Origin of the sequence: Nostoc sp., from assembly GCF_036919595.1 — a bacterium.
Lineage (GTDB): Bacteria > Cyanobacteriota > Cyanobacteriia > Cyanobacteriales > Nostocaceae > Nostoc.
Genome location: NZ_JBALCO010000016.1, coordinates 1 through 22,542 on the forward strand (window position 1 = coordinate 1; position 22,542 = coordinate 22,542).

The 22,542-nt window shown below is 42.6% G+C and carries 16 protein-coding genes, 3 tRNA genes and 2 pseudogenes; 9 read left to right on the top strand and 12 right to left on the bottom strand.

From position 1 onward, the window contains the following. Positions 1–103 precede the first annotated feature (103 nt). Positions 104–307, top strand: a pseudogene (locus V7K21_RS02145) (DUF433 domain-containing protein); the annotation flags it as partial. A 61-nt stretch (positions 308–368) separates the two neighbouring features. Further along, a complete protein-coding gene (locus tag V7K21_RS02150; protein ID WP_335171254.1) occupies positions 369–647 on the top strand; it encodes a DUF5615 family PIN-like protein in 279 nt (92 codons plus the stop codon). A 62-nt stretch (positions 648–709) separates the two neighbouring features. Here V7K21_RS02150 and V7K21_RS02155 read toward each other — a convergent pair whose 3' ends face one another. Beyond that, positions 710–2,599 (bottom strand): S9 family peptidase, encoded by a 1,890-nt coding sequence (locus tag V7K21_RS02155; protein WP_335171181.1) that lies wholly within the window; start codon positions 2,597–2,599, stop codon positions 710–712. Positions 2,600–2,863: 264 nt separating this feature from the next. On the opposite strand from V7K21_RS02155, the gene V7K21_RS02160 reads away from it, so the two are divergent. Continuing rightward, entirely contained in the window at positions 2,864–3,043 is a 180-nt protein-coding gene (locus tag V7K21_RS02160; RefSeq protein WP_335171182.1) for a hypothetical protein, read from the top strand. Between the two features lie 121 nt (positions 3,044–3,164). On the opposite strand, the gene V7K21_RS02165 is transcribed toward V7K21_RS02160, so the two are convergent. Next, positions 3,165–4,610 (bottom strand): RecQ family ATP-dependent DNA helicase, encoded by a 1,446-nt coding sequence (locus tag V7K21_RS02165; protein ID WP_335171184.1) that lies wholly within the window; start codon positions 4,608–4,610, stop codon positions 3,165–3,167. A gap of 163 nt (positions 4,611–4,773) precedes the next feature. On the opposite strand from V7K21_RS02165, the gene V7K21_RS02170 reads away from it, so the two are divergent. Next, entirely contained in the window at positions 4,774–5,037 is a 264-nt protein-coding gene (locus V7K21_RS02170; RefSeq protein ID WP_335171185.1) for a hypothetical protein, read from the top strand. A 23-nt stretch (positions 5,038–5,060) separates the two neighbouring features. Continuing rightward, positions 5,061–5,207: a hypothetical protein gene (locus V7K21_RS02175; RefSeq protein ID WP_335171186.1), complete on the top strand. Its 147-nt coding sequence runs from the start codon at positions 5,061–5,063 to the stop codon at positions 5,205–5,207. A gap of 108 nt (positions 5,208–5,315) precedes the next feature. Here V7K21_RS02175 and V7K21_RS02180 read toward each other — a convergent pair. The 3 genes and pseudogenes from V7K21_RS02180 to V7K21_RS02190 all read right to left on the bottom strand — a co-directional run bounded on the left by V7K21_RS02180 (position 5,316) and on the right by V7K21_RS02190 (position 8,405). After that, positions 5,316–6,002 (bottom strand): annotated as a pseudogene (locus tag V7K21_RS02180) (SnoaL-like polyketide cyclase). 181 nt (positions 6,003–6,183) lie between these two features. Continuing rightward, positions 6,184–7,788, bottom strand: a complete 1,605-nt coding sequence (locus V7K21_RS02185; protein WP_335171187.1) for a 2-isopropylmalate synthase — start codon at positions 7,786–7,788, stop codon at positions 6,184–6,186. Between the two features lie 95 nt (positions 7,789–7,883). Then, positions 7,884–8,405, bottom strand: coding sequence for a LabA-like NYN domain-containing protein (locus V7K21_RS02190; RefSeq protein WP_273766051.1), 522 nt, complete (start codon positions 8,403–8,405; stop codon positions 7,884–7,886). Between the two features lie 735 nt (positions 8,406–9,140). On the opposite strand from V7K21_RS02190, the gene V7K21_RS02195 reads away from it, so the two are divergent. Next, complete coding sequence (locus V7K21_RS02195) at positions 9,141–11,483, top strand: CHASE2 domain-containing protein (RefSeq protein ID WP_335171188.1); 2,343 nt, start codon at positions 9,141–9,143, stop codon at positions 11,481–11,483. A gap of 720 nt (positions 11,484–12,203) precedes the next feature. Here the strand turns inward: V7K21_RS02195 and V7K21_RS02200 are convergent. Together V7K21_RS02200 and gorA are read right to left on the bottom strand one after the other, a co-directional pair. Continuing rightward, positions 12,204–12,392 (bottom strand): hypothetical protein, encoded by a 189-nt coding sequence (locus V7K21_RS02200; protein ID WP_335171189.1) that lies wholly within the window; start codon positions 12,390–12,392, stop codon positions 12,204–12,206. Between the two features lie 26 nt (positions 12,393–12,418). Beyond that, positions 12,419–13,765: a glutathione-disulfide reductase gene (gene gorA, locus V7K21_RS02205; RefSeq protein ID WP_335171190.1), complete on the bottom strand. Its 1,347-nt coding sequence runs from the start codon at positions 13,763–13,765 to the stop codon at positions 12,419–12,421. 242 nt (positions 13,766–14,007) lie between these two features. Here gorA and V7K21_RS02210 point away from each other — a divergent pair, with 242 nt between their 5' ends. Further along, a complete protein-coding gene (locus tag V7K21_RS02210; RefSeq protein ID WP_335171191.1) occupies positions 14,008–14,175 on the top strand; it encodes a hypothetical protein in 168 nt (55 codons plus the stop codon). A gap of 195 nt (positions 14,176–14,370) precedes the next feature. On the opposite strand, the gene V7K21_RS02215 is transcribed toward V7K21_RS02210, so the two are convergent. From V7K21_RS02215 to V7K21_RS02230, 4 genes are all read right to left on the bottom strand, one after another. Further along, entirely contained in the window at positions 14,371–15,972 is a 1,602-nt protein-coding gene (locus V7K21_RS02215) for a TROVE domain-containing protein (RefSeq protein WP_335171192.1), read from the bottom strand. Between the two features lie 37 nt (positions 15,973–16,009). Further along, positions 16,010–16,135: transfer RNA gene (locus V7K21_RS02220), tRNA-OTHER, on the bottom strand. A gap of 53 nt (positions 16,136–16,188) precedes the next feature. After that, positions 16,189–16,315: transfer RNA gene (locus V7K21_RS02225), tRNA-OTHER, on the bottom strand. A 44-nt stretch (positions 16,316–16,359) separates the two neighbouring features. Next, positions 16,360–16,486, bottom strand: a tRNA-OTHER gene (locus tag V7K21_RS02230). Between the two features lie 595 nt (positions 16,487–17,081). On the opposite strand from V7K21_RS02230, the gene V7K21_RS02235 reads away from it, so the two are divergent. Then, positions 17,082–17,834 (top strand): hypothetical protein, encoded by a 753-nt coding sequence (locus V7K21_RS02235; protein ID WP_335171193.1) that lies wholly within the window; start codon positions 17,082–17,084, stop codon positions 17,832–17,834. A gap of 24 nt (positions 17,835–17,858) precedes the next feature. On the opposite strand, the gene V7K21_RS02240 is transcribed toward V7K21_RS02235, so the two are convergent. Next, a complete protein-coding gene (locus tag V7K21_RS02240; RefSeq protein WP_335171194.1) occupies positions 17,859–19,001 on the bottom strand; it encodes a quinone-dependent dihydroorotate dehydrogenase in 1,143 nt (380 codons plus the stop codon). 414 nt (positions 19,002–19,415) lie between these two features. On the opposite strand from V7K21_RS02240, the gene V7K21_RS02245 reads away from it, so the two are divergent. Beyond that, a complete protein-coding gene (locus V7K21_RS02245; protein ID WP_335171195.1) occupies positions 19,416–22,334 on the top strand; it encodes a sensor histidine kinase in 2,919 nt (972 codons plus the stop codon). Positions 22,335–22,542 lie beyond the last annotated feature (208 nt).

The window sequence follows — 22,542 nt, forward strand, 5'->3', positions numbered from 1 at the left end:
AGCACTCGATTGCAATTACTTTACCGTATTTGCTGTGCTGTTTCTTAAATCCTTTACTAGTAAGCCTTTCAAGACTTAACGGGAAAAGTCAGGTACATCTGTTCGTACCATTGTCGGTTTGTGGCGGTTGGGGATTATGCCAGAAGAAATTATGAACCATTTGCCACATCTGACGCTCGCACAAGTGTTTGATGCCTTGAGTTTTTATCTCGATCATCAGGCGGAGATTCATGAATACATCGAGCAAAACCGAGTACCCGATGAATTAATACATCCATCTGTAAAAGCTATATTGGGAACACCGTGACAGTTTTTGCTGCACTTTACAGCGATGAGGATATGTCAGCGTTGGTTGCTAGACTGTTGCGATCGCGTGGTCTGGATATCAAACTGTTTCGGAACAAGCAACACTCGGTAAAACTGACCGTGAACAACTTGAATTTGCAACTTCTGTAGGCAGATGTATTTTGACACATAATCGTGTCGAACTTGAGCGGTTGCATCTCCAGTATATAGATGAGAATAAAGAACATTTTGGAATTATTGTTGTGCCTCAGAAAAACGCTTATGAAGTCGCGCAACGGATTGGCATTCTGGTAAGCACACTAACAGCTGATGAAATTAGGAATCAGTTGTTGTATGCATGAATTGTTTCAAATTATAAATATTAAGGTGGTCGGTGAATGACACTAACCACCGTTTTGAAACTTTATTTAACTATTCCTGAATGACCGGGAATATCTGCCAAAGGTTCAAATCTACCACTTAAGTATTTGGCGAGAAACTCTTCTGCGATCGCAAAAAAGTGCAAGCGATTTTCTGGTCTAGCAAAACCATGTCCTTCATCCGTGTAAAGTGCATATTGCACTGGTAAACCAGCTTGTTGCATTGCGTTGACAATTTGATCGCTTTCTGATTGTTTAACGCGTGGATCGTTTGCACCTTGACCAATGAGTAAAGGTTTTTGAATTCGGTCAGCGAAAAATAAAGGCGATCGCGATTTGAGAAACTCCTCTTCTGTCTCCAAGTTGCCAACGCGATGATAAAGCATTGCCTTAATCGGTTCCCAATAGGGCGGTATAGTTTCTATCAGCGTAATTAGGTTACTCGGCCCCACAATATCCACACCAGCAGCAAAGATTTCGGGTGTAAAAGTCAACCCCACTAGGGTGGCGTAACCTCCATAAGAACCGCCCATAATCGCAATCTTTTGCGGATCAGAAATGCCTTGTTCCACTAGCCAGTTCACGCTGTCAATTAAGTCATCGTGCATTGTACCAGCCCATTCCCGATTACCAGCATTCAAAAACGCTTTGCCGTAACCCGTGGAACCGCGAAAGTTCACTTGCAGAACAGCATAACCCCGGTTAGCTAGCCATTGCGCTGTGGGAGAGAAACCCCAAACATCCCGCGCCCAAGGGCCGCCGTGAACCAGCAGTACTGTTGGTAGATTTTGGGTAGGTATTCCCACAGGAGTTGTCAGGTAACTGTGGATAGTCAAGCCATCCCGCGCTTCATAAGAAATCGGTTGCATTGAAGCTAACTGCAACGTTTCGAGTTTGGGTTGGTTGCTAAAGAGGAAAGTGCTAGTTTTGGACTCTCGGTTGTAGGCATAGTAATAAACTGGCCCATTGTCAGTTCTATAAGCTACTAACCAGGTTTTATCTTCCAAGTCGCGGCTAATTATAGAGAATTCTCCAGGACGCACCTTGGCGATTTCCTCAAAATCAGCGGCGATACTGCGATCAATTACCTGCCATTCCTGTTTATCTTTGTAGAAAGAAACTGCTTGGATAACTCGCGTCAGGGGCTGAATGATTATCCCCACAACATCATACTGCTGGTCTTCAGCAATGACGGTTTCTTGACGGGTGTCTAAATCAACAGATAGCAGCCGTTTGGCGTTAGCATCATGATTCCCTTGAATATAAAGGGTTTTACCATCAGCCGAGAAGCTAACAGAATTCCCTTCCTCTTCTGGCCCCCAGTGGCGGAGAATTTCCCACTGTTTATCTGGCGTTTTCTGCAATAAGAGGTCATAACCACCATCGGGTGTGCTAGCTGTTGCTGCACGGACTTGGAAATCGGCATCAGATGTCCAACTGATAATGTTACCGGGGTTGTCAGTGTCGAACTCCACAGCACCATTTTTTAGGTTGATGCGGTAAACATCAAACTTTTGAGGATTGTTCAAGTTCAACGCTACCAGCACTTCATCTGGAAATTTCGGTTCCAGTTCTACAAGTTCCGCTTTTACACCCTGGAATGGCGTTAAGTCACGCACAATTTTGGAGTGAATATTAACCAAGTGGAGGTGAAAGTTTTCATCACCATTTGAGTCCTGCATATAAATCAACTGGTCGGCGTTATAAGTCCAGAAGAAAATGCGGATACCGCGCTTTTTGTCGGCAGTTAGTATCTGGTCGTCTTCTTGTCCCACAGTTCGCAACCAAACTTGCAAGACATTCTTCTCGTCAGGGGCAATATATGCCAAGTACTTGCCATCAGGCGAGAGTTGTGGGCTGGTTTTTTCGGGATTCCCAAACAGAATTTCGCGTGGAATCAGCGGTGGTAGGGAGGGCGCTTGAGCAGATGACATATTTTCATCCTCTACTTAACCTCTTTATTGTTGCTTGGTTATGAAAATGACAATTCATCCTATTGGATGAACCTAGCTGGAGAATAGATAGGGGAGCAGGGGAAAGAAAAAAGCTTTATATTAGGAACTTCCCGCAATAAAATTACCTATCTTTTCCTTTGCGTCCTTAGCGTCCTTGGCGGTTCGTTAAAAAAATTTAGGTATTCTAGCGGGAACGCACGACAGGGAACCAGCGAGAAGGGAGTAATACTCGCCGACGAGTCTTTGATACTCGCCGATGAGTCTTTGATACTCGTGAATGAGTCTTTGATACTCGTGAACGAGTCTTTGATACTCGCGGACGAGTCTTTGATACTCGCCGATGAGCCTTTTATACTCGCCGACGAGCCTTTGATACTCGTGAACGGAGTTATTGTATGGAATATTCTATTTCCTACACTCTGAGGTGTTCTACTAATTTGTCAAGTTTGATTTGATAGCTTCGTAGTTGGCGCTTTAGCGAAGACAGCGCCAACTACAAACAATCGTTAACCCAAGCGGATTGGGGACTAATCCTTGGCGTGACTTATTGACGGCAATTATCGCAATGTCCGCAACGCAAGTTAGCAGCTTCTTTGTCAAAACCAAAGGCATTTAACAAAAACTGCCAACGACACTGCTTTGTAGTCAAATATTGATGCATTTGTTTGGCGGGGTGTAATTGCGTCAGTGGCTGATTTCCCGCTTTTTGCCCAATGGTGTAATGGAAAGGATCAAGCCAGTTTAACTGACCATTGCTATGGAGTAAAGCTAAGGCGATCGCACCTTCAGGAAATTGTCGTGTTACTGCATTCACTTCTCCCTGTTTTGGTAATTTTTTCACAAGTTGCTGCGCTATTTGCTGTTGCGATCGCATTTGTTCTTGAAAAAATTCCTGTCTTTGCTTATCCTCTGGATCTAACCACCCTGTAGGTTCACTCACTAATGTCAACGCCTCTGCCGGTTTCCCATCCCTTCCAGCCCGGCCAATTTCTTGCACATATTCAGATAGCAGATGTGGCGCGTGAAAATGGGCTACCCAACGAACATCAGATTTATTTATCCCCATACCAAATGCACAGGTACATACAACAAAGGGAATTTTGCCACTTAACCAGCTTGCTTCTACTGCACGGCGTTCTGCTGCACCCAATCCTGCGTGATAACTAGCTGTGACATAACCCATGTCTGCTAACCATTGGGCTAAATCCTCGCTATCTTTCCTAGTGCGAACATAAACTAATCCAGATTGTTGCGGTCTATTTTGAATAAACTTTAATAATTGTTGTTTCCTACCTCGTGGTGTCCAAGCAATGCGGACACTGAGATGCAAATTAGAACGGTAGGGATTCAAGCGAAAAATCTCTGGTTGCTGTAATTGTAAAACTGTTTGAATAATCTTTTGGGCTGAGGGGTCAGCAGTAGCGGTAAAAGCAGCAATGCTAATTTTTGTTCCTGGTGGTTTTGATTTTAGTAATGCAGGACGCACAGCCCCTAATCTGCGATAAGCTGGGCGAAAAGTATCACCCCATTGCACTAAACAATGGGCTTCATCCAAAATTAAGCCATTAATTTGCAATTGTGGTTGACATAATCTTTCCCAGACTGGCGCACTTAACAAAGTTTCCGGCGATAAATAAAGTAATCTTAGCTGTTGACGTTCTAAAGCTTGCAAAGTTGCACGGCGTTGAGATAAAGATAATTCACTATGTAAAAGCGCTGCTTTCTGACGGCTTTGTCGTAGTTCCTGTACTTGATTTTCCATCAACGCCACCAAGGGCGAAACTACCAAGGTTAATCCTGTTTGTAGCAGTGCAGGAAGTTGAAAACAAATCGACTTACCTCCACCTGTAGGCATAATAATCAGTGCATCTTTTTGTGCTAATAAACTGCTGACAATTTCTCCCTGTGGTGGACGAAAATCTTCATAACCCCAAATTTTTTTAAAAGCTGCGCGAACTTCTTGCCAAGATTTTGTTGTCGGCTGATTCATAATCAATAGTAGATGCACCCATATACTTGAACACTGAATATAGCCTTTATTATCTAGCTAAAGGTTCAGTAATTTCATCATCTTAGGTTGCAACGCACTGACTGCAAGAATGAATTATAATTAACTCCTACGCATTAATATATTAAATAAAAGATTCAAGCCAATGAACGAAGAATTAAAACATAAATTTTACATCAACACCGATAAATCTAAATTAGATGTTCAAATGATTCATGATTTTTTAGAAAGTTCCTCTTGGGCTGAAAACATCCTATTAGCGACTGTGGAAAAGGCAATAAATAATTCTTTATGTTTTGGACTTTATGAAGCTGATCAACAAGTTGGCTTTGCGAGAGTCTTCACTGATTCTATAACTTCTACGTTATTAAAAGATGTTTTTTGGAGCCTTTTTGAGGACAGGGTTTAGGAAAATGGTTTGTAGAATATATTTTGGAATATCCAGAACTGCAAGGCGTTCAAAGGTGGATGTTAGGCACAAAAGATGCTCATGGACTTTATCGGCGTTATGGTTTTAAAAATTTGACAGAGCCAGAAAAAATCATGATGCGTCTAAATACTAATGCTGATCAAGCATAAGTAATGTCTAAGGCAAAGCTTATCTATAAACCAGTTTTACTCGATAAGCGCTCCTATTTGTTTACTAAAAGCGCTGATCGAGCGAACTATTTGACTACCAGAAAAACATTAGTGACTGTTTTGATTTTGGGAATGGAAGGGACAACCACCTGCGGTTAATTTCTGAAGAAAGGCACTCCTATCAAAGTAATGCTCTAAAGATTCAATCTTTAAATCTTCAGTGACGCGAGCAATACTAACTCCCACCACTTCTACTATTTCTCCTGTAGGTGCATAGTCTTTATAGGAACCATTAAATGTTCCCCAATGTCGCCACTTAAAAGTAACATTAGGCGGGCCCGAAAGTACTTCTGTTAATTCCCAAAGAAAGCCATTACGAAAAGTGTTATGAAAAACTTGAACTGAAGATTCAAAGGTTTCTGATTTTGAGTTGTACTGCTCACTTTCACCCAAAAATAAGTTATAAGTACCTTGAACTGCAACATCTTCAGCAGTGTATTTTTCTTCACCATTGCTACTCATCCTAAACTTATCAGTAACAATCGAAAGCCACTATTGAGGATTAGATTTATTAGAAGCTTCCATCTCAAAAGTGCTGACTAAATTTTAGGCGATCGCTTCCAAAGAACCTTCTGGATGCAGAAATTTACTCTCTTGGTGAAGAAATTCATTGGTGTAAGAATAATCTGGGCGTTTTCCTTCTCGCCACTGTACTTCTTCATCATGAGCAATGACTATATCTCTATCTTGTACCCAAAGCGGTAATTCTGGAGTTTTTTCGCTACTCCTACAAATTGACTAACTACAAACATCATTTCTCAGAATAAAGTTTTATGGATATAAGGTAAATCAAAAAATCTAAAAAAGTAAACAATATTTATAATGAACTCGATAGACTTGACTTTTTGCAAAAATCCGAATATGAGCAAAAAGAACCACAGATAAACATCAATGTTTATCTGTGTTTCGATTGTTTTTACACTTTCTGTGCAGTTACTTCCTGTTTCTTTTCTTGAGTTTGCAATGCAGAATACAGCCTGTTCAGCGCATTTACATAAGCTTGTGCAGATGCCACGATAATATCTGTGTTCGCTGCATGACCAGAAAACACTCTAGATTCATAACGTAAACGAATTGTCACTTCTCCAATGGCATCAATACCAGCTGTTACTGACTGCACAGAAAACTCAATCAACTCGTTGGGCACATTCACCACCCGGTTAATGGCTTTGTAAACTGCATCCACTGGGCCAGTTCCGATCGCAGCATCGGTTAATTCTTCACCTTCTGGGGTGCGAAGGGTGACTGTAGCAGTGGGTTTGGCATTGCTACCACAGGAAACTTGCACCAACTCTACCCGGAACAAATCAGGTGCTTGTTGGATTTCATCGTTAACGATCGCTTCTAAATCCCAATCAGAAATTTCTTTCTTTTTATCTGCTACCTCTTTGAATCTGACGAATGCTTTATTTAACTCAGTATCCGACAGTTCAAAGCCTAATTCTTTCAACCGAGTGCGGAAAGCATTTCTCCCTGAATGTTTGCCCAAAACTATTTGATTGTCTGTTAAGCCAATCAATTGGGCATCCATAATTTCATAGGTGAGTTTGTTTTTTAATACACCATCTTGGTGAATTCCAGACTCATGAGCAAAGGCATTCGCCCCAACGATCGCTTTATTTGGTTGTACTAACATTCCCGTCAAATTGGAAACTAAGCGTGAGGTTTTGTAAATTTGCTTAGTGTCGATATTTGTCAGGGATTCTTGAGAATCTTCTGCTCTGCCAAGATAGGGATTAAAATATTGCCGCCGCACATGCAGCGCCATTACCAATTCTTCTAGTGATGCATTTCCGGCGCGTTCACCAATCCCATTAATCGTACATTCTAATTGCCGTGCGCCATTTTTAACGGCTTCTAAGAAGTTAGCAACTGCCAAGCCTAAATCATTATGACCGTGAACGGAAATAATCGCTTGATCGATGTTGGGAACATTTTCGATAATGCCCTTAATTATGGCTCCAAATTCGCTAGGTGTGGTGTAACCCACAGTATCGGGAATGTTAACTGTTGTTGCACCAGCTGCGATCGCTCGCTCTAACACTTGGTAAAGAAATTCTGGATCGGTACGAGCCGCATCCATTGGTGAAAATTCTATATCTGTCATGAAGGATTTGGCGTATGCTACCATTTCCTCGGCGATCGCTAGCACTTCTGCCCGTGACTTCCGCAACTGATACTCTAAATGAATATCAGAAGTCGAAATAAATGTGTGAATTCTGGGGTTAACTGCTGGTTTTAACGCTTCTGCGGCTGCTTCAATATCTGCTTTAATCGCTCTTGCCAAACTGCAAATTACTGGGCCATTTTCTGTCCCCACAATTTGGGAAATTTTCTTAACTGCTTCAAAATCTCCAGGACTAGCAAAGGCAAAGCCTGCCTCAATTATATCCACGCCCAGACGCGCTAATTGCTTGGCAATAACTAGTTTTTCGTCTATATTCAGAGTCGCTCCGGGACATTGCTCTCCATCTCGTAGTGTAGTATCAAAAATGATGATTCGATCAATTTTGTTTGTCATTTGCCGTTTGTTGTTTAATTGTTACTTGTAGCTCAAAATATCTTCAACCTTAGTTTTTCTTTTACTCTTACTTTTGTAAATAATTGCTAAGACTACTAACCTTCGGTTTTTTCTATTTGATCTCTGATATCATTTAAATCTATATATCTATCAGTAGCATTGCGTAGCTCTCTAGCTATCATTCCTTCTGTTGATACTACCGTAATATGTGTATTTTTTGAGCGTAATAATTCGATTGCTCTTTCAAAATCTCCATCGCCACTGAATAATACTACTCGGTCATACTGGTCTACTGTATTAAACATATCTACAACAATTTCAATATCTAAATTCGCTTTTTGCGAGTACCGACCAGAAGTATCATCATAGTATTCTTTAAGAATTTTAGTTCGGACTGTATATCCCAAACTAATTAGAGCATCTCTAAAACCTCGCTGATCTTGTGGGTCTTTTAAACCAGTGTACCAGAATGCATTAATTAAGGTTGTTTCTGATTGCTCATGTTTTAAGTATTCTAAGACTCGCCGCGGGTCAAAAAACCAGCCATTTTTTTGTTGAGCATAGAACATATTGTTTCCGTCTACAAAAATAGACAGACGATTCATTGGAGAACCCATACAAATTTACACCTAATAATATAAATGAATTTAGATGGAACAATAGATTATAGCAATTTTCAAATAGCAAGTTTGCTAATATCTATAAAGTAGCTCTTCATCTATAGGTTTTATCCTACCTCTTTCAAGGCATAAAAACGGATGCAACATTGGAGTTGAGATCCTAGGTGCTAAACCTTATTCACCTCCGGCACTGCAAGAGCCACCCTGTGATCAAAATCTACCAATAAAATTGAACCAGTAACAGGATTTATCGCTGTATAACATTAAAGTTTACTCCTAAAGAGGGATAGCATAGGCTTAGGGTAGGATATAAATTAATGCCTATCTATAAGTTTTGCTGTCAGTATCAGGACACGCTTTGTGGGAAGTACCAATATTGCGCCAAAGACAGAAGACCGACTTGGGACAGCTTCTGGTCAAACACCCAGTTAAGAGCGTAGTTGTTGGTTAGGCGAGGGTAAAATCTTGCCGCAATCAAGTGCAGAGGCGAAGTATATCCGGGTCTGATCTGTGAGACAATTACCACTTGTAACTTACTCAACAGGAAAAGAATAACTTAAACTACCTGAGTATGAATCTCTTGGGGGCCAGTGCCAATAAAAGTTTGTTGATGAATAGAAGATACTTTACAAATGTATAAAATTGTCATTTAAGTCTTATTTCAATGTGCTTGTACTAAAACGTGGTCTGAATAAATAAAAGTGTTGGACTTAAATCAATCAGTAACACGATATGGCAGAAGAACCTACATCTACCTTAACTAAAAACCATGTCTCTGCTGCCAATAGACACTTAAGTAAACCGACAAAAGTAACCTCAACAGCATCGGCTCGCCAATCTAGATGGATGGTTCGCTTAGGTCATCTCCTTGCTGGTGCTTGGGCAATCAGTGCAGGAGTGCTGAGTGCTTCTGCTGGTAACTTGGTTCAAGTGATGGAAAATAAGGCGCTTTCTGGCTTTTTTCAACTGCGTGGGTCGATTGTGCCTCCAGAAGACATCGTAATTTTAGCAATAGACGATCAGTCAATATCAGTTCCCGAACAGTACTATAAAACAAATCCGAAACAGTATGCCTACCTAGAAACACTGAAATCTTATCCTTATAAACGTGCTGCATATGCTCAGGTAATCACAAAGTTAATCAAAGCTGGTGTCCGCTCTGTAGCGGTGGATGTCCTTTTTGACACGCAAAGCAGTTATGGAGTTACTGACGATCGCCAACTCCAGGCAGTATTACAAAAATATGGCAGCAAAGTTACCTTAGCAGCCGCCTACGAAAATTCCCAGACGCACCAAGGGTCTTTTATACAACTCATAGACCCACAACAGATGTTTCGTAAAGGGTCAGTATCCATTGGCTCAGTAAATTTCCCCGTAGGGGTAGATGGTAAAGTTGATCGATTGGCGAGTGAGTTTTCTAAGTTGCTAACTGAAGATAATTTGATCGAGAAGCTACCTTCTTTTGATGAAGCAGCGCTTAAGGCAGCACAAGTAAATTATCCTCAACCAAAGGGCGATCGCATTTATTTTTGGGGGCCTGCGGGTACATTTGAGCAAATACCCTTTTGGCATGTACTCGACCCAGAAAACTGGAACACCTATTTACAACAGGGAAAGGTCTTCAAAGACAAAATAGTGCTGATTGGTGCGACAGATAAGTTAAACAATGATTATTATCCAGTCGCTGCTAGCAACAGCACTCAACCCATGTCGGGCGTAGAAATTCATGCCAATGCGATCGCAACTTTGATGCAAGGTAAAGCGATCGCCCCAGGAATTAACAGTGCACCATTGCGAGGTTTGTTTGTGCTAATTCTAGTTGGCAGTACAGCCTTGATGATTAGCAGACGCAAACGTAGTATTAATAGATTTCTATATAGCCTTGCCCTTTCTGGCACTTGGGTAGGAATTAGTTATGGGTTATTTGTCTATAGTGAGTTAATTTTCCCTACTACTTTACCAATGATCGCGATCGCGATGACTGGACTTTCCTATCTCACAACCTCATTGGTCAGGGAAAGCATCAGAAAACGCCAATTATTAGATATATTTCAGAAGTATAAAACTTCTCCCGTTGTCCAAGAGATTATTAGCCAACAAAATGACTTACAAGACCTAATCCAGCAACGAGATTTAGCCTTATCAGGGAAAGTCCTGGCTCAACGCTACAAAATTGTCAAAGTTCTCGGTTCCGGTGGATTCAGCGAAACCTACATTGCCGTAGATACCCAACGTCCTGGTAATCCGCGATGTGTTGTCAAGCAACTAAAACCAGCCAGCACCAAACCAGAAGCCTTGCAACTTGCCAGACGTTTATTTAACTCAGAGGCGCAAACACTAGAAAAATTGGGAACGCACAGTCAAATCCCTCAACTATTAGCGTATTTTGAAGAAGATGAAGAATTTTATTTAGTGCAAGAACAGATAATTGGTCATCCTTTAAATCAGGAATTGCCACTAAGTAGAGCAATTGAAGAAGTTGCAGTTATCAAAATTGTCAGGGACTTATTGCAAACATTAATATTTGTCCATAAAAACAACGTGATTCACCGGGATATTAAACCCAGCAATATCATCCGGCGACATTCAGATGGTAAACTAGTACTGATTGACTTTGGAGCTGTCAAAGAAGTCAGCACAAAACAGCTTGATCATCAAGAGCAAATCCCCTTCACCATTGGCATTGGTACTCAGGGTTACGCACCAAGCGAGCAATGTTTTGGGCGACCACACTACAGTAGTGATATCTATGCAGTCGGCATGGTTGGAATTAAAGCCTTGACTGGTATAGCACCCCGTGAGCTTTCTCGAGATCCTGATGGAGAGATAAAATGGAGCGATCGCACCCAGGTGAGCCACTCCCTAGCTCAGATTCTTAGTAAAATGGTGCTGGATGACTTTAAACAGCGATATCAGTCTGCATCAGAGGCTCTTGAGGATCTTGAAGCTTTTGACGATATTGTAAACTTCCAAACTAGATACCCCATGGTACAGAATGACTCATTAATGAATACTTTAGATGACTTAGCCGCTCCCACAAAATCTTGCTCAGAATCATCCTCAGAAACTACTTGAGAAAGACGCGGGCCGTTTCGGATAAGCTGGGGAGGCAGGGGAGGAAAAAGAAAGAGTTATTCGGCAATAATTCTTTCTCCCCCTCGTCGTGTCTTCTTCATATCATGTCCGGGTAATTCGTTATGATTCCATAGTCATTGCACCCCACCCCTTAATCTCCTTTCCGATGCTTTGCTACGGTGTACATACAACTATGACCAGCATAGGTTTCAACTCTTTTAATAGTTTCGTAGGGTGCGCTATAGCCCTCTTCTGTCACTTTCCCGGAGGGCGATCGCTAGAAGCCTCATGAGGCAACCAATACAAGCTATACTATTAGAAAAAAATTGGTCTTGTATTTGTTATTATAAAAGAATCGCGCGTAGGCGTAGCCCGTCGTAGACATCGCCTGCTATACAAAAGCTCTAGAATTCAGAAATGGCAAAAGTTTCCGGAGAGTGACAGAAGAGGGATAGACACGCCGAAATAACAAATGAGTCCGCCGAAATAATATAGCCGTTCTCGCTTGCGTCAAATACAAGCGTTAGTAGGGGCACAGCATTGCTGTGCCCCTACCGTTTATCATGGTGTACTGCATTAAAACAAGAAGCGCTATAAATGCGTACGCCGAAATAATAAATGCGTACGCCATGATTGCAAGAATTTAGCTTTGTCACGCTAGCGTAACGCACCCTTCTCAAGACAGGAGACGCTACGCGAACGGGTAACGCTCCTGCGTCGCTAATCCTGCGCTAACACCAGTCGCCTGCGGAGGGAAACCCTCCCGTAGCGCTGCTTCACTGCAAATCTTTGGTAGATGAAGTTTTTTCGACTTGTGTGTACACCGTAGCCGACGCTTTGGGAGGGAAGACAAAGCGTAGCTTTGGCGGGGTGGGGTGATTCGGGTTTAATAAGCAATCTAGCTGACATGATATCACTCAGTTCTGCACATGATTTCAATTTAATAACAAAAATTCTTCTCCTGTCGTAGGATGAATGCCTATAGTTTCATCTAAATCTTCCTTAGTAATGCCCTTGCCAATTGCCACACCCAGACTTTGAATGATATCTGCTGCGTGTTCACCCACCATGTGAGCGCCCAAAACTTGCCCAGAATCACCATTTAACACTAACTTCATAGTGGTTGGCTCATCCTGTTCGATTAGCTGATACAACAGTGGTTGGAACTGGGTGCAGTAGCATTGTACAGATTCACCAAATTTTTCCCGTGCTTTCGCTTCTGTCATTCCTACACTAGCCGCTTCTGGTCGGCAAAAAACAGCAGTGGGCATATAATCATAATTCAGTTTTCGTGGCTTGTTCCCAAAAACTGTATCGGCAAAGGCAATACCTTCTGCCTTGGCCACTGGAGACAATTGCAGGCGGCTGGTGCAGTCACCTACAGCAAAAATGTTTTCTTGGCTGGTGCGGCTGTATTCATCTACTTTAATTGCACCATCTTCACCAAGTTCAACATGGGCATTTTCCAAACCAAGATTCTTGGTATTTGGAGCGTAACCTGTGGCTACTAAGATGGTATCTGCTATAATTATCTCTCGGTTCTCACCAGTAATAGTTAACAACAAACCTTCTTCTGAGAATTTGATTTCCTGACTGGTGCTGTTGGTGAACAACTTAATTCCCCGTTTGCTCAAACCTTGTTGTACCGCAGAGCGAATGTCATTATCAAACCCTGATAAAATTATTTCGTGTTTTTCAATTAGCGTCACCTCGCAGCCAAAAGCGTGCATCATGCTGGAAAATTCTACGCCAATGTAGCCGCCGCCAATGACTGCTAAACGTTTCGGCAGATAAGGCAACTGAAACATCTCGCGGGATGTGATGCCGTATTCTATACCTGGGATTTGGGGCTTGAGGGGTTGTCCTCCCACAGCAATTAAAATTTTGTCTGCTGTAACTTTGTGTCCATCGATATTGATAGTATGGGTATCGATGAAAGTGGCATACTCAGAAATTAGTTCAATTCCAGCTTTGTGCAATTGCTGAAAATAGGATTGGTTAATCTTGTCAATATGCTGGTGTACTGACTTAATAAATAATGTCCAGTCAAAGTATCTTTGACAGTCACTCCACCCATAACTCTGCGCTATTTGATTTTGCAGGGCGAAGTCAGCAGCGTAAACAATCAGTTTTTTGGGAACGCAACCGCGATTTACACAGGTTCCACCGATGGCTTCTTGTTCAGCAACAGCTACACGGACTCCGTAACTAGCTGCTTTTTTAGCTGCTGCCAATCCTCCAGGCCCAGCACCAATGACAAACAGGTCGTAATCAAATGTCATAAAAATCTGTTCCTTTTTCACTTTTTGGAAAGCAGAGCTATTTCATCCCTTATAGTTACTCAGACAAAACTTCATCTACTGTCTTTAGGTGGAGAAATTGGGATGAAACTAGGCTGATATCTAGCAGATTGCCGCCTTAATAGCAATTACATCCAAAAGGAACAGCGATCGCTCGATTATTGCTAAGTTATATTAAATTATGTTGCAAAAGAAGCATTTTGTCTATTATGTAAAAGGTAGAAATGCGATCACTTAATTTTGGTAGGTATGCGATCGCACTTTTGGGCAGCAACTGCACTGAAGAAAAAATTCAGCCGATTAAGCCATTGATGCCAGACATGAATTCGCACATCGAAGACACCCTACTTTTACCCATCGCTGAAATAGAAAAACGACCATTCAAAAATTAAATCGCCTTCTTCTTTGCGTCAGGTAAAAATCAAAAACAAAGGCGGGTGCGGGGATTGAACCCGCTAATCCCCACAATGGTGGAGACGTAACCGATAACCCTAAATTCTTCGGCCCCGAAAGGCAAGTTGCGAATAAGGGTAACCCGCCATGAAGTCTGAAGGATAAAGTGTTCATCCATTACCCTTCAGCAATATCTACAACTCATCCGTAGCCAGCATCTGGATGATCCGAGGCGTACCCGGATCGAACCCTGCCAAATCCCAAGACAGCGAATCTTCAGGATCTACCAAGGTAATCTGGTAAGGTGTCAAGGTGACATACACTGCCTTGACGTTGGGATTTACCTTTTTCCGGTATTCCTTCAACGCTTGACTTGGATGCTTATTTCCCGCCCAGCTTTCTGAGTCAGTCCAAAAGCAGACAACATCTGCCTTGAATTTATTCTTAATCATCCAGTCGTAAGCTACAGATGCATCAGTTCCACCGAAGTTTTGGTTGCTAGCTTTGCGAACCGCAGAACTAAAACTATCTTTGGCGGTGACACCTAATTCACGGAATTCCGTAGCAAAGCCGCGAATCATGTAGTTTTTCTCTGCTTTTGCTGTTACCAATGCCATTGTAGTGGCAATTTCACAACAACTTAGTCCTATATCTGCAATCAAGCTACCCATAGAACCAGAAACGTCTACGGCGTGCATGAACACTTTACCTGTGGGTTGCACAACATCAAAAGACAGTTCAACCGCCTTTTCTAAAATGTCCACAATCCGAGGAACTGGGTTCCAAGTTTTCTTACTGCGTCCTAATGTTCCACCAGATTGATAAGTTTTGAGTGCTTTCAAAACATCAATCGGATGGATGCGACCTTTACGCAGATGTTCTCTGCGATTAAGAACTGTTTCCACTTGCAGTAAATTGGCGCTTTCATCAGCTCGCAATACACCCAGTTCAGTTAAAGAACCCAAGTTACGCAGCATTGCACCTATTGGCATTTCTTGAAATAGCAGCTGCCAAGCAAGCTTGTCCATTTTGCCCACAGGTGCAGCCATTTCGTGGGTTAAGCGTCCTTGGGAAATAGCTTCATGGGTTTGGGTAGGATTCCGCTTCAGCCACTCATACCACCAAATCTGCGCCAACGCCTCCGAGGGGATGTCTGCTGGCAATTCTTCCCAGCCTCTAACTACCCACTCAAATAGTTGACGGTGATTTTCTGTAGGCGGTTTGACATGAAACAACCGTAACGCATCTCGGTGGGAGAAGCCTTGACGCTGTTGATATTTCAACAGTTGATAAGCCAAACCCTTAACATCTTCCCGTGAGAGCCAAGTTTTACCAGCTTCCCGCACCACCTTGCCAAATCCCCGCAGAGATTTGGTGTAGTTCAACCATTCGTAGAAGTGGCTACCAGTGCGGACAACTTGCGGGAAGATTTCACCAAAAGCCTGTTTTGCTTGTGGTGCTTCACCCATTGACAGCAGTACCAAAGCTAAGATAGGCGCACTGTTATTGATGGCGCGTCCATCGCTAGCATACAGAATTTCTTCTGCCGCACGGCTGGGATTTTCAGCAACAGCTTGTCTGACAACTGTCACAAAATCCTCAGTTAATTCCTGTTTACCAGCGTAGTAAGTGCTTTTTGCTGTGCCAACCAACAGACAACGGCGCAGCATCTTCCAAATACCAGCATCAAACATCCAACCCCCGGAACGTCCCTGAACCATTTCTGCTTCTCGTCCGGGGATAGGTTGATTTTGGGGTGTAGTTGTCTTCTTTTTAGTGAAAAAATTGTAATTCATCGCTTCATCTCCCGGCCCTTGCGGGCAAAAATGAAAGGTGGCAGAGCAGGATTTGAACCCGCGACATCCGGCTTAAGGGGCGATAACCCTAATTCGTCGGCCTTTTCAGGCAAGGTGTGAACAAGGATGTTTTTCGGCGCTCTACCAACTGAGCTACCTGCCACATGAAAATTTTGGATTTTGGATTTTGGATTTTAAATTTAATCCAAAATTATTTGGTGTAGCGGAGCGGGATTTGAACCCGCGACCTCTCGAACCCGATTCGATAACCCTAATTCGTCGGCCTTTGCAGGCAAGGGGTGAACAAGGATGTTTAGCGCTCTACCTCTGAGCTACCCGCCACATGAAAATTTTGAATTTAAATTCAATCCAATATCTAAAATTAATTGGTGTAGTGGAGCGGGAATCGAACCCGCGACCTCCCGCTTGGCAGGCGATAACCCTCAATTCGTCGGCCTTTTCAGGCAAGGGGTGAATAAGGTTTAGGCGCTCTAACCACTGAGCTACCCACCACATGAAAAATTTTAGATTTTAAATTTTAGATTTTAGATTCAATTCCATTATCTAAAATTAGTTTGGTGTAGCGGAACAGGATTTTTTCCTGCACCTCTAGAAGTTTGATCAAGGGTGTTTTAGTTATATACGATAACCCTCGATATGTCGGCCTTTGCGGGCAAGGTGGGCGCTCTGTCATTTGAGCTATCCGCTACTAGTGAAAGCTAACTTCCTAATGAAAGTTGACTTGTATTATTAATGTAGTATATATGTTATTTGTTGTCAAGGGGCTGGCAAGCTAATTTAGAATTATTGTGGAAACAAAAGTTTGAGTGGTACAAGCAAGCGAGCTGCTACTCAAAATTTCGGGGGAATATTATCCACACTGGATTGCGATCGCTCTCCTCAAAACTTTCTTATTTTCTCTGGAAAAAACTTTTGCCTGATCGCAAACCAATATTAAATAAATTGTAGGATTAGAAGGTTATAACACCCACTAAATAAAGGTTTAGCTGGCATATTTGCCACAACTTGGCCAAAATATACAAAAAAGTGTCCCAATTTTTGCCAAGATAATAATATTATTTCCCAAAATTCACTTGGCAAAAATCGGCATGAGTGAAAAACCCATAGAAGATAACGGCAAGGCTTTTCTCGTTCTACTTTTGCCCATCTCGTTTTTGATTGTTTTCCTGGTTGCTACTTGGAGAATTTTACTGGCGGTAATTTTCCTGGTAATTGGCTTCAAGCTTTGGCAGGAATATCAATGGCAACAGTGGACTGTACGAGTTAACCCAATTTTTCATCAATTGGTTCGTGAAAATCAGGGCAGACTTACGCCAATGGACTTGGCAATCAGGGGCAATTTTCCTGGAGCAACGGCAAAACGCTACTTGGATGATAAAGCCTCGGAATTTGGTGCCAGTATACTCAACTCTGACGAAGCGGGGCAGTCTTATTACTTTATAACTGCCAGCATTCTCGGCAATATTCTTGATAGTAGTGAGCCTGTCAAAGAACTTCCTACTCAACCAGTTACTAAAACTGCGCGTTCGTCGCAGACGTTGGCGCAGCCATCGCTCCTAGCACCACCACTACCAACCCCACAGGAGGAAGAACTAGAAACCGAATCACTCCCTCAGCCAAACCCTGAGTCAGCTAAACGATCGCTGGAGAAACAGTTAATTTTTGGTTCTCTGATCCAATCTGAACTCGCCAAACGGCTAAATGTCTATTCCAGCACGGTTTATAAACGGCGAAATGATCCAGAGTTTCCAGAGTGGAGTCGCAGCAAAGACCCTGATGGTATTGCCTGGTCATACTCGGAAAAAACTAAGGAGTTTTTCCCAGTGGAGGAAGAAGGATAACAATTCAAAAATCAAAAATATTAATTACTTTTGATTTTTGAATTCTAAACCCACAGCTTCGTTGATGGAATTTAATCCGCTCTGTTCTAGTAGGACAAGCAAACCTAAAAGAATCCGACGTATCATCAGTGGGCCTTCGTAAATCCAGCCTGTATAAACCTGGATCAAGCTAGCACCAGCAGTAATTTTTTCCCAAGCATCTTCCGGGGAAAAAATGCCACCAACGCCAATAATTGGGATTTGTCCTTGGGTTTGCTGCCAAATAAAACGAATTACCTCAGTGGAGCGATCGCGCAATGGTTCACCGCTAATTCCGCCAGCTTCTGACTGGGGTGATTTGCCAGTTTGGTCAATTATCTGAGTTTTCAGTCCATCACGGCGAATGGTGGTGTTAGTGGCAATAATTCCCGCCAGTTGGTAGGTTTTAGCCAAAGAAATAATGTCAGCGATCGCAACCCAATCCAAATCTGGCGCTATCTTGACAAAAATTGGTTTTTGTGAATTATTTTCTTGTTGTAATAATTCCAAGATGGTACTGAGCATAGAAGCATCTTGGAGCGATCGCAACCCTGGTGTATTCGGGGAAGAGACATTAACAACAAAATAGTCTCCCAAATCCTTGAGTAAGCGAAAACTATCGAGATAATCCTGTGCGGCGGCTTCCAAGGGAGTTACCTTAGATTTACCCAAATTGATCCCTATGGGTATTAACTCGACGTTATCCCGCTTTTCTTGTCCCAAACGTGCCGCCATTGCTGCTGCACCGCGATTATTAAAGCCCATGCGATTGAGAGCAGCTTTGTCCAACGGCAAGCGAAACAAACGGGGACGCGGATTTCCTAACTGTGCGTGAAAAGTTACAGTTCCTAGTTCTGCAAAGCCAAAACCCAGGTTAGACCAAATGCCAGCAGCTACTCCATCCTTGTCAAAGCCAGCTGCTAACCCTAGAGGATTTGGAAAGTTTAGCCCAAACAAATTTTGTTCTAGGCGTGAATCGTACAGACATAAGGAGTGCTTTAAGCGTTGGTTTACCCAACTAGCTCTTTGGTGAACGCCTGTTTGGGATAGCCAATTAAAACTGCGAATCGTCTGCTGGTGTAACCACTCTGAATCGGTTTTTAGCAGATTGAACAAAAGCGGACGAATGGCAAGTTGATAAATATCCATTTCAATTCTTAATACTACTCGAATTCGGTAGACTGCCGCGCTTCCTCTCTAGCTTGTCGGAGTTCTTCTTTAGCTTGCCGCACTTGTTCAGCATGCCGGCTTTGTTCGGCAGAATTTCTCATTTCTTGAGCAAGCTGTCGCTGCTCCTCTTATGAAAACCTGAAATTTTCAGCAGAATCGCGCTGCTTTTCTTGTGATAGTCTGCTGAAGAAAGCAGACTCTCGCTTTTCCTCTAAAATTTGTCTCTGCTCCTCTCGATCATTAGACGAAGTTACGCCCATTTCCCTAGCACTTCCTGATCTAACTTCAACGAACCTGTTACTTAGAACTTTCAGCAAACACCTGTGGCAATATTACTCAGGGTGCTTTTGTGGGCATCTTATATATTACAAGTTATGTAAACCAATAAATCAGATGGGGCAGCCGCAAAAACCTATAGCCGCCGAACAGCAGATCCTCTCCTTGGGACGCGTCCTCCAGAGCCTTAGGGAAGAAGAAGATGTTGACGTTCTGATTGAAACTACTATTTCTTATCTTAAGGAACAGTTTGACTACAGACTGATTTGGATTGCTCTTTATGATCGCCTGAATCACATTTTATTCGGCAAAGGGGGCATCACACCTGATCGTGACACGAGCTTTTTACGACAAAGGGTTGTTCTCAGTTCCGGGGATTTATTAGAGCAAGTGGTGATTGAACAGCATCCCTTGGGCATAGCCGATTTGCAAACTGAAATCCGCGCCGCCGATTGGCGAAAAGTTGCAGAAAAATTCCACATCCAGGGAACCATTATTCTACCTATTCGCCATAAAGACCGCTGCTTGGGTTTGCTGTTACTGGGTTCAGAACGCTGGGGCTACCTACTTACAGGGGAAGCAAAAGCACGTTTGATGATGGTTTTAGGTGAATTGGGGGCAGTGCTTTATCAAAATGAGATGGATTTGCAGTACAAGCAAACCAAGAGAACCGACGAGCCATTATTAGAATTGCTAGAAAATTTACGCACCCTGACTAACCTTAATCAAAAACTTGAAGCAGCGGTGCAAGCAACTCATAAATTTGTCTCCCCCAGTCGGACAAATGTTTACTGGTTTGAGCGGGAAGGGCGCTACTTTTGGTGTCGGATGAGCAATCAGCTGGTCAAAATAGATCGCAATTCCAGCAATCAGCAAGCAGCAGGAATTACTGTACAGGAGTTGAGCGATTTTTATTATGCTTTGGCAGTTAACCAAATTGTCTCGATTGGTGATGCCCGTAGTTCCTTGAAAAGCCATTTTACGGCAAAATTGCTGCAACGCTTGAAGGTGCGATCGCTCTTGGCAGCTCCGATAATTTGGCAAAAGAACTTGCTCGGTTTTCTGGCGGTGGAAAGCAATGAACCTCGAATCTGGACGGAGACAGACAAAAATTTCGTCCAAGGTGTTGCTGGTTTAATTTCCTTGGTTGCACCCGCTGAAAGCATGGAAAGCACCGTTAAACAGATTCAAGAGGATGCTCAACTGACTAGTCAAGTTGCCCAAGGTATTTATAGTCAACATGACCTTCAGGAAACTTTACACAGCTGTGCTAAGAGAGTTTTAGCTCGATTAGCAGCCACCCGCTTTTTATTGTTGCAGTATGACACTGAGCAGAATAATTATCAATTTATTTACCAAAGTCAGCCCTATAATCGCCGACCATTGACATTTACGCTTCATCCTCTCAAAGAATTAGATGGGCAGCTTTTGCAACGTTCAACTCAAGCGGTGGAAATTGAGAACTTAGATGAAGATTTACGCTTTTTTAACTGGCGTCCCCCTTTACTAGAAAATGGTGTGCGATCGCTACTTGTTTGTAAATGCACTCACGAGCATATACCAGCAGCACTTTTGGTCATTACTCACGAAACCCATCGTTATTGGACAACTCTGGAAAAGGAATTACTGTGGGCCGTCAGTCAACAGATTGGTGTCATTCTTCGTCAGTGGCAATTACACAACCGCACCACTCAGCAGCAAAAAACTTCCCAGGCATTTGAGGAATGCTTACGCATCCTGACACAATCCCAGAACAGCAAAATCGAGGTCAAAAAAAAGCATTTAGAACGGATAGCACTCGAACAAATAGCATCAATTTTGGGCTGTCCCTTAGCGGTACTGCTATCCTGGTCACCTGGTGAAAGTTGGGCAAAAATTATCCCTGGAGTGATTGAGAATAGTAAATTTGGGATTTTTTCTGAAGCATCTATTCCTATCCAGGCTGAAGCCTTAATTCAGTGGGCCCTTGGTACGGAGAGTTACCTGATTTTGAAGGTAGATGATTTACCCCCAGAAACTCGAAAATGGTTGAATGCTCCAGAGAAAGGTCAAATTTTGGTGATGGCATTACGTACCAATGCTGATTATGAAACCACAGCTGTAGTCTTGTTGGCAGACTATCAGGAGTGTCGCTGGTCAGAACAAAACCTCAGTGCGACAATAACTCTGATTTCTCAATTAGCCTGGTGGCGTCGTGAAAAGCAAATTACCCAACTTCTAGAATCCACAACAGAGGAATTACGACAACTCAACTGGTACAAACATCGTCGTTCAGAGGAAATCCAAAGAATAACAGCGCACTCCCTTAGACAAATACATGATTTGGGCATTCCTGCTAATGAACTTACTCAGATGCGCTACCAGCTATTGCTGCGGCAGTTAGACCACACAGCCACCTCCATGAGTGGAATGCTAAAACTTGAACACTGGCAATTAAACATAAGTTGGGAAACTATACCCATAGCCAGTTTAATGAAGCGATCGCTCGAACGCATCGAAAATTTAGTCAAACAACAAAAGCTGTGGATTGGTGTACATGGTTTGGGACAACAGATTGAGGAACAATCGCCAAAGAACTCTTCATTAGCCAAAGACGTTCCTACTTCAAATACTCAATCTGCAATGGCGATCGCTGGTGATATTGTCAAAATTGAATTAGTTATCCATGAATTATTGGTTACTGCCTGTAACCGTTCTCAAATCGGCGGCAGAATTGACATTTGGTGTCGCCGTTTAGATGCATCTAAAACCGTAGATCCAAATTATTCTTCTGCAAGTACAGAGGCTGAACATCAGACATCTCTAGAACTGTCGATTACATATAACGGTGCGATCGAACCAGAGCTACTAATAGAGCTACATAATACACCCAAAGATGTGCTTGCTGCCTCTAACCTTGACCAACCACCAGGTTTACATCTGCTAATCTGTCAAAACCTCATGCAGAGGTTGGGAGGACAATTGAATTTTTATCAATTACCAGATAATCGAGTAGTTAGCCGCTTGCTATTGCCGTTAGTCGGTCATGATTCTTAGTAGCATTTTTCAAAACAAGTGTCTGAAAATGAGCTTGAGTTAAGCATTTCTTCCTTCTCTTCCTTTGCATCCTTCTCTACGAGACGCTGCGCGTACCCCTACGGGGGAGCAAGCTACACATAGTGTCTCGTAGAGAAGGCGGTAGCCTGTGGCAAGCCCTCCAAGTGACGCTCGTACCTCACTCTAAGCGAACGCAAGAGCGTCTCTA